At 62.9% G+C, this 8,442-nt stretch carries 8 protein-coding genes; 7 read left to right on the top strand and 1 reads right to left on the bottom strand.

Features of this window, described 5'->3' with window-relative positions:
* Nucleotides 1–345 precede the first annotated feature (345 nt).
* Nucleotides 346–1,521 carry an amino acid permease gene (locus tag ACY69P_RS11045; RefSeq protein ID WP_462327505.1) on the bottom strand — a complete coding sequence of 392 codons (1,176 nt, stop codon included), beginning with the start codon at nt 1,519–1,521 and terminating at the stop codon, nt 346–348.
* Nucleotides 1,522–1,912: 391 nt separating this feature from the next.
* Between ACY69P_RS11045 and ACY69P_RS11040 the strand changes: the two genes are divergently transcribed.
* The 7 genes from ACY69P_RS11040 to ACY69P_RS11010 all read left to right on the top strand — a co-directional run bounded on the left by ACY69P_RS11040 (nt 1,913) and on the right by ACY69P_RS11010 (nt 8,226).
* The gene (locus ACY69P_RS11040; RefSeq protein WP_462327504.1) at nt 1,913–2,446 is read left to right on the top strand and encodes a hypothetical protein; all 534 of its coding nucleotides are present in this window, start codon (nt 1,913–1,915) and stop codon (nt 2,444–2,446) included.
* Entirely contained in the window at nt 2,443–3,465 is a 1,023-nt protein-coding gene (locus ACY69P_RS11035) for a glycosyltransferase family protein (RefSeq protein ID WP_462327503.1), read from the top strand. The genes ACY69P_RS11040 and ACY69P_RS11035 overlap by 4 nt, the downstream gene beginning before the upstream one ends.
* 80 nt (nt 3,466–3,545) lie before the next feature.
* Nucleotides 3,546–4,646: a nicotinate phosphoribosyltransferase gene (locus ACY69P_RS11030; RefSeq protein WP_462327502.1), complete on the top strand. Its 1,101-nt coding sequence runs from the start codon at nt 3,546–3,548 to the stop codon at nt 4,644–4,646.
* 79 nt (nt 4,647–4,725) lie between these two features.
* Nucleotides 4,726–5,574, top strand: coding sequence for a TatD family hydrolase (locus ACY69P_RS11025; RefSeq protein WP_462327501.1), 849 nt, complete (start codon nt 4,726–4,728; stop codon nt 5,572–5,574).
* A gap of 306 nt (nt 5,575–5,880) precedes the next feature.
* Nucleotides 5,881–6,621: a basic amino acid ABC transporter substrate-binding protein gene (locus ACY69P_RS11020; RefSeq protein ID WP_462327500.1), complete on the top strand. Its 741-nt coding sequence runs from the start codon at nt 5,881–5,883 to the stop codon at nt 6,619–6,621.
* A gap of 80 nt (nt 6,622–6,701) precedes the next feature.
* Nucleotides 6,702–7,499, top strand: a complete 798-nt coding sequence (locus ACY69P_RS11015; protein ID WP_404843307.1) for an amino acid ABC transporter permease — start codon at nt 6,702–6,704, stop codon at nt 7,497–7,499.
* The gene (locus tag ACY69P_RS11010; protein ID WP_459901218.1) at nt 7,486–8,226 is read left to right on the top strand and encodes an amino acid ABC transporter ATP-binding protein; all 741 of its coding nucleotides are present in this window, start codon (nt 7,486–7,488) and stop codon (nt 8,224–8,226) included. The genes ACY69P_RS11015 and ACY69P_RS11010 overlap by 14 nt, the downstream gene beginning before the upstream one ends.
* Nucleotides 8,227–8,442 lie beyond the last annotated feature (216 nt).

Raw genomic sequence — 8,442 nt, 5'->3', positions numbered from 1 at the left:
TGTATGAACTCACGCAATACTCAGCATGCGGGATGAGGCGCTACAGTGGCCGTCCTGCCTTCTTCAATGCGCGGCGCCACACGATACAGACAACGGCATGAGCAAATGCTCACTCAGAACGGGCCTGTTGCAGCGCAGTACACGAAACATAGGCCGCTACGGGCGCAGGCCTGTGCGCTGTCATGCGCGGCGCTTTGCGCCTTGCAAAGCTTTGGCCGCCCTGCCACGAACATGACGGCGTGGCTGGGATACTGCGAAAACCAGCGCACGCTCCGCCACACTCGCGTGCGGAGACCAAAAGCAAACCGGGCCGCCGCGATGACGCGACGGCCCGGAGAGTCGTTACTAGACGTAGTTTGCCGTGACGATAACCAGCCCGAAAAGGACGGCGAGCACAAGGGCCGGAGTTCCTCCGGGCACCTGATAGACGCGCGTCTGGGCTTTATCCTGATGCCGCAGCTTCCAGGCCATGGCACACGGCAGGAAGATGGCAAGAATGGCGAGGGCCGCGCCAGCATGGGCGAGGGCCTGAATGAACCGGCCGGGACACAGCAGGGCCGCAACGAGGGGCGGCAGAAAAACCATCATGGTGGTGATGGCGCGGTGCAGGACGGTTTCGCGCATTTTGCAGACTTCGGCCAGCAGGTCGTACATGGCGAGCGCCACACCGAAGAAGGACGTGAGCAGCGCGAGGGAGGCAAAGGCGGAGAGAATGGTCTGCAACCACCCGGACCCGGCGGCGAGGGTTGCCACGAGGGAGTCTACACTGCTCATGGCGTGCAGGCTCTCGGGCGTGGTGCCGCCGATGGAGACGAAAATCCAAAAGAGGTAACACACAAGCGGCAAAGCACTGCCAACGACAGTGACAAGGCGCAGCTTGCGCACCGGCGCATCCAGATACTTGATAATGCTGGGGATGCTGGCGTGAAAGCCAAAAGACGTAAACAGCACGGGCAGGCTCGCCACGATGATGCCCTGCTCCACGCTGCCGCTTTGCAGGTTGCCAACGTCCACACCGGGCACAAGGCTAAACAGGGCGGTGACCATGGCCGCAATCATGGCGAAAAAGAGCAGTTGGTTCACGCGGACAATCATCTGTGTGCCGATGAAGACAATGACATAGGCGGCCACGGCAAAATACAGCGCGCCGCTCTGGGCGGACAGTTCCAGCCCTTGCGTGGTCACGGTCTGGGCAATCAGCTCGCCAAATCCGGTCAAATAGGCGACCAGCAGGGCAAACTGCAAAAAGATCATGCTTCCTGTGGCAACAATCTGGCCGCCACGGCCGAGCACGGTATGCGCCATATCGTTGAAGTTCTTCCCCGCACCGATGCGCAGGTTCACCTCAAGCAGAAGCAGCGCGGAATACACCGCAAGGCCCCAGATGACGAGCATAATGACGGTTGCCGGAATGAATCCCAGCTTGCCAATGACCATGGGCAAACCAAGCATGCCCGCGCCAATAGCCGTTCCTGCCACCACACTGATGGCGCCGATTTCTCGTGATGTCGGTATCTGCATCGCTCCCTACGCATTGGATGCGGCTGTCTCCGCATAGGCGCAAGCACACCGCCGTGGAACACTCCCCTGATCCACTGCGGCTTCACACCAGCCCTACGTCGAAACACCAGCCTCGTTCTATGAAATGAATGGGGGACGATATGCTGTGGCCTGTTGTGCGTCAAGCAAATGATAATGCTCTGATAACAGTGGGTTACGATTGACGGGCAGGGCAACTCTATCACGGCGCGCTACTGCATTGCGCCGCAAGAAATACCACGCCCATATCTTTATAAAGGAATTGGGGCAGTTGCGCTGACGGCGGCGGGAAACGCCGGGGCAGACACTACGCGCACGGTCCCGGCGGGAGAGACGCCTTGCGCCACCGAAAGGGACGGGGTATGTCGCACCGATGCGAAATCGAATTGCCTTTCTCCTGCAACTGTGCCCAGCCCTCATCTTTGCCGCGCTCCTGCTGCGCTATGGTCCCGGCGGGACCGACTGGCGTACGGTGTATTTTGCCGCGGGCGGCGCGGGCGTGACGGTCACCGCTGCGGCCTGCCTGCTGCGGACAAGGCCAGACGGCATCCTGCTGGGTGTGAACGGATATTTTCTCCTTGGTGCGGCGGCCTTCGGACTTAAGCAGTACGACCTGCTGGGCCTCGTCATGCAACTGCGCGGCGCGGCGGTGATGGGCTGTGTGGCGCTGGTGGCCGCGGCCCAATTTCCTCTGTCCTGCCGCTTTGGCCCCAAGGACGACGCCCCGTGCATCGATAAGGCCCACCTGTTTACCACGCTCATCGCCATCAACCTTGTGTATGTTTCGTATATACTGCGCGAGAGCGCCATGCTTTCGGTGGCGCTTCCCATCCTTGGGCTTTTCGCGATACGACGACTCCTGCGCAGTGCCCTCCCTCACGCCACCACAGCCAAGGACGCCGCATGACCACAACGTTCATCGTTCTGCCCCCGCTGTCGAAGCCCACTGGCGGCCTTGCCGTCCTGCACCAACTGGCCGCCCACCTGCACGAGCAAGGGTTTGCCGTTTCGCTGGTTCCGCGCAGTACGCAGTTCTGGTCTCCGCCCATCTCGCAGAATGTGCCTGTGACGCTGTTTGACGATGTGACGCTGCGGGAAGAGGACATCTGGCTGGTGCCGGAGGGCTGGGTCAACAGCCTTGCGCCGGGCCTGAACGCCGGAGCGCGGTGCATGGTCTACGTGCAAAACTGGGCGTATCTGTTTTCGTCCCTGCCAAGCGGGGTAACGTGGGACCGGCTGCCCGTGTCGTTTCTTGCGGTGTCCGACCCTGTGGCATGGTTCATTCAGGAGAGTGTTGGCGTGGACGCTCCTGTCCTGCGTCCGGGCATCGATCTTGATTTGTTCCACCCAGCCCCCAGCGGGGAAGACGCGCCGCGCGGAAGCAAAAAGACGGTGCGTGTCGCCTACATGCCGCGAAAGAACAAAGCCCACGCCCGCGCGATACGGGACATCGTCACCGCCCGCACAGCGCGGCGCGGCGGCCCGGCCATTGCGTGGGACGCCATTGACGGCCTGCCGCCCGCACAGGTGGCGGAACGCCTGCGCCGCAGTGATATTTTTCTGGCAACTGGGTACCCCGAAGGCTGCCCCCTCCCCCCGCTGGAAGCCATGGCCAGCGGCGCGTTCTGTGTGGGATTTGCAGGTCTGGGCGGTTTCGACTATATGCGGCAAGCCGCCGACCACCCCGGCGCGTACCGCCCATGGTTTCCCCTGCGCGACACGCCGTGGGGCGGCAACGGCCTGTTCGTTGCCGACGCCGACGTCACCGCCGCCGCGCTGGCGCTGGAGCAGGCCGTGGAGCACGCTGCCGGGGGGACGGCATTCTCCCGCACAGTACGGGACGCCGCGCTTGCCACGGCCCGGCACTACAGCGTGGACAACCAGCGCCAGAGCGCCCGGCGCATCTGGGAGCGCCTTGCCACCTAGGCCGCGCCCGTAACGCCCCCTGCGGCATACCCGCAACGACGAGACGGCCACCGCCACACAATATCCAAAAGGACCACACCATGTGTCACAGGCTGCCCGGAAGCCATGTTCCATATACTGACGCCTATTTCCTGCGCTCCAAAACCATCCTTGAGCGCGAGGGACTGAGTCCCCGCGTGGTTATGCAGGTGTTCATCCGCAAAGGCCCGGGGCACGTGTACGGCATAGACGAAGCCGTCGCCATGATTGAAGCCCTGAGCGCGCAGCGCGGGGCCAATCTGACGGTCCACGCCCTGCCCGAAGGGGCGTCCTACGCCCCGCAGGAAACGCTGCTGCGCATCGAAGGCCCGTTGCAGGATTTCATTGAGCTGGAAACGCTCTATCTGGGGGCCATCACCTCGGCCACATCCGTTCGCAATGGCGGCCCGGAGCCGGACCTTGCGGCCATCACCCGGCAAGCCGCCGCCATCCGCGAGATGCTGCCGGACAAGTCGCTGATGTATTTCGGCTCGCGCCACTGGCATTGGACCATGGACGCCGCCATCAGCAAAGCCGCTATCGACGGCGGTTTTGACGCCTGCGCCACGGATGCCGGAGCCGAAGCGGCCGGGCTTGCCGGCGGTGTTGGCACCATCCCCCACGCCCTTGTGCTGGCCATTGCCCACGCCCATGGGCGCGAGGTCGGCACCATGGAAGCCGCCAAGGCCTTTGACCGCCACATGGACGCCGCCATCCCGCGCGTAGCCCTTGTGGATACCTTCAACCGCGAGGCCGACGACGCCATCGCTACGGCGGACGCCCTTGGGGAACGCCTGTGGGGCGTGCGTTTTGACACGCCGGGAGAAAACCTCGGTCAGGGCGGCGTGCCCTTTGACGGCCGCGACTACTGGACCGGCAAAGGCGTCACCGTGGAGTTCATCCGCCACATGCGCGGCACGCTCAACGACGCCGGGCACGAGCGGGTGAACATCGTCCTGTCCAGCGGCTTTGGCAATCTGGATAAGGTCCGCGCCTTTACCGAGGGCGAATCCCGGTATGGTCGGCTGTTTGAATCCATCGGCATTGGCAGTTTGTTCCCGGCGCACTTTGCCACAGCGGACATTGTGCAGGTGGAGGGCCAGCCCTTTGCCAAGGCCGGACGCGCCGAACGCCCCAATCCCCGCCTGCGGCGCGTCCTGTAGCGCCGCCCCGGCGGCCCGGCGCGAACGGTTGTCATCCGCACGCGCCGGTGCTACCACCGCCAGCCGAAGGAGACGCACCATGGCAAAGAAGAAACACCGGGCCGAACCCGAATCCCTCGGCCTGCCCTGCGGCGGCGTGGAAACGCACGCCCACCTTGATTCTGAAAAGTTCGCGGACGACCTTGAAGCTGTCATCGCCCGCGCCCGCGCCTGTGGCGTCAGCGCCATCGGCCACGTTTTTCTCAGCCCGGAAGCCTACGAGCAGAATACGCCCCTGTTCGCCGCGCACCCCGAAATTTTCTACATCCTCGGCATCCACCCGCAGGATGCCAAGGACCTCACCGACGCGCGCCTTGAGGCCATGCGCCGCATCATTACAGATGACCCGCGCGTGAAAGCCGTTGGGGAAATCGGGCTGGATTACTACTACGAGCTCTCCCCGCGCGAGGTCCAGTTCAACGCCTTCCGCGCGCAGCTGGAGCTGGCTAAGGCCGTGGACCGGCCGGTGGTCATTCACTCCCGCGACGCCCACGAGGACGCCGTGCGCATCCTGCTGAATGCCGGTTTTGATGGACGCCCCGTGCTGTGGCACTGCTTTGGCAGTGGCCTCGACCTTGCCGAGGAGCTGTTGTCCCACGGCTGGCACATCTCCGTCCCCGGCCCGGTCACCTACAAAAAGAACGAGGCCGTGCAGGAGGCCGTTGCCGCCCTGCCGCTGGACCGGCTGGTCATCGAAACGGACTGCCCCTACCTTGCGCCCGAACCGTGGCGCGGCAAGCGCAACGAGCCCGCGTTTGTGGGCTTTACCGCCGCAAAGATCGCGGAGCTCAAAGGCATGGACCCCGCCGAACTGTGGCGCATTACCGGCGACAACGCCCGCCGCTTCTTCGGCCTTGCCGAGACCTGCGAGGGTGGCGCCGCCGACTAGCCCGCTCCCGTCCCCGCAGAACGCCTGCGGGACAACCATTTTCGCCACAAGGCCGCGCACTGCGCGGCTTTTTTTCTGGTTGAGTGACCACTCTATTTTTCATTTTTGGCAAAACAGGCCACAAATCGCGAATCTGCGCAATCACAGACTTGTCAATTCCGGCCAATTCGTAGTACGTCATGCCATTCCATAATCATGCAGAGGGTTTTACGGCAGTATACTCGCAACACTCCCACCCCTGCACTGTTCTTTTCCACGTCATCCGGGATTGGTGTCCGCCAGTCCCACCCAGACCGGAGGTTTCGCATGTTGAGGAAGTTCGTCTTAACCGTCGCCGCAATCGCCCTGATGGCTGGTGCCGCACAGGCCCGCACCATCACCTTTGCGTCCGACGCCACGTGGCCGCCCATGGAGATGGTCGACGCCGACAAGAGCATCGTCGGCTTCTGCCCCGAACTCGTGCGCGCCATGGCCAAAGCCGGCGGCTTTACCGCCGAGATCAAAAACACCGCATGGGACGGCATCTTTGCCGGACTTGCCAACGGCCGCTACGACGTCATCGCGTCGTCCGTTTCCATCACCGACAAGAGAAAGCGCGTGATGGACTTTTCCGACCCCTATTTTGAAGTGAAGCAGGGCGTGGTGGTGCAGAAGGGTTCCGCCATCGCGTCCGAGGCCGACCTTGTGGGCAAGCGCATTGGCGCGCAGATTGGCACCACGGGCTACTTTGCCGCCAAGAAGGTGGACGACGCCGTGCGCAAATCCTACGACGAAGTCGGCCTCGCCATTGAGGACCTGCGCAACGGCAGGCTGGACGCCGTCATCTGCGACGACGCCGTGGCCGCGGGCTTCGCCCTGACCAATCCCAACTACAAGGGCGCTCTCGCGCTGCCCTTCCTCATCGTGCCGGACGAGCCGGAATACCTTGGCTTTGCCGTGCAGAAGGGCGACAGCGACACCCTCGCCACCCTCAACAGCGCCCTGAAGGCTGTGAAGGAAAACGGCGAGTACGACCGCATCTACGCCAAGTGGTTCTCCAGCAATTAACAGGCCGCGCCATATCGTGACCGACGGTCCGGGCCGCCCTCCAGCACCCGGACCGTTTCAAGACCCTTCAAGGCAATCAAATGGCTGAACGCAAGCATGTCACTATCGACATCGGCGACGGCGCGGCTATCCCCAGAAAGCGAGACATCGGGCTGTTCAATGCCTGGTGGCTGGCGTTTCTTGGTGCCTTCGCCATCATTACCTATCTCTGCGTCACCAAGCCGGACCCGTATCTGGATATTCTCCGTTTCGTGCCCGACGGTGTGCTCGTCACCTTTCAGGTGACCATCCTTTCCATCCTGCTGTCCCTCGTCATCGGGCTGATTACCGGCCTTGGACGGCTTTCGCGCAACAGGGTGTTCAACCTCATCGCCTCCACCTATGTGGAAGTGGTCCGCGGCATTCCCCTGCTGGTCCAGCTGTTCTACATCTATTACGCGCTGGGCCGGCTTTCCATTTTCAGCAATCTGCCGCCGCTGGCCGCCGCCGTCCTCGCCATGGGCATCTGCTACGGCGCCTATATGGGCGAGGTCTTCCGCGCGGGCATCGAAGCCATCGACAAAGGACAGGCCGAGGCCGCCCGCTCGCTGGGCTTTGACCGGCGCCAGACCATGTTTATGGTCATACTGCCGCAGGCATGGCGCACCATCCTGCCCCCTGTGGGCAATGAGTTCATCGCCCTGCTCAAGGACTCCTCCCTCGTCTCCATCCTTGCCGTGGCCGACCTGCTGCGCCGCGGGCGCGAGTTCGCCAGCGAGTCCTTTTTCTACTTCGAGGCCTACACCATGGTCGCCCTTGTGTACCTCGTCATCACGCTGCTGCTGTCCAAGGTCGTCAGCAACATGGAAACAAGGTTGAACTACTATGACCGCGACTGACCCCATCATCCGCATCCAGAACGTGAGCAAGTGCTTTGGCACGCTGCGGGCGCTGGACAACGTCTCCCTCGATATCGAGCGCGGCGAAAAGGTCGTCATCATCGGTCCCAGCGGCTCGGGCAAGTCCACGCTGCTGCGCTCCATCAACCGGCTGGAGACCATCGACGCCGGGACCATTACCGTGGACGGCCAAAACGTTTGCGACCCCAAAAACAACATCAATGCCATCCGTCAGGAACTGGGCATGGTCTTTCAGAGCTTCAACCTCTTCCCGCACAAGACCGTCCTGCACAACCTGACCATGGCTCCCATGAAACTCAAAAAGGTGCCGCAGCCCGAGGCGGAAGAGACCGCCATGCACCTGCTGAACAAGGTAGGCATCCCGGATAAGGCCGACGCCTTTCCGGCCATGCTTTCCGGCGGTCAGCAGCAGCGCGTGGCCATTGCCCGCGCACTGGCCATGAAGCCCAAGATCATGCTCTTTGACGAGCCCACCTCGGCGCTGGACCCGGAAATGATCGGCGAAGTGCTGGACGTTATGGTCAAGCTGGCCCGCGAGGGCATGACTATGGCCGTGGTCACCCACGAAATGGGCTTTGCCCGCGAGGTGGCGGACCGCGTGGTCTTCATGGACGCCGGACGCATTGTTGAGGTGGGCACGCCGGAGCACTTCTTCGAGTCCCCCCAGCATGAACGCACCAAGCTGTTCATGCAGCAAATCCTCTAGCTTCCCCTCTCCGCACCACGAGCACCACCGGCCCGGACGCACTGCGTTCGGGCCGTTTTTTTGCCCCAGCGTCGGCGGGGCGCCACTTTTGCACAACGTGCACAAACTTGCGGCGCGGCACTGAAAGGAGTAGCCACGGGCGGACGCGCCGCTGCTGCAGGCGCAATACTCCTCATCCACAGACAAGGACGACGTATGCCGCGCAACCACTCCATA

The sequence above is a fragment of the Desulfobaculum sp. genome (genome assembly GCF_054921475.1).
Note: the sequence above shows the minus strand (reverse complement) of the source record. Positions and strands in the feature narration are given on the sequence as shown.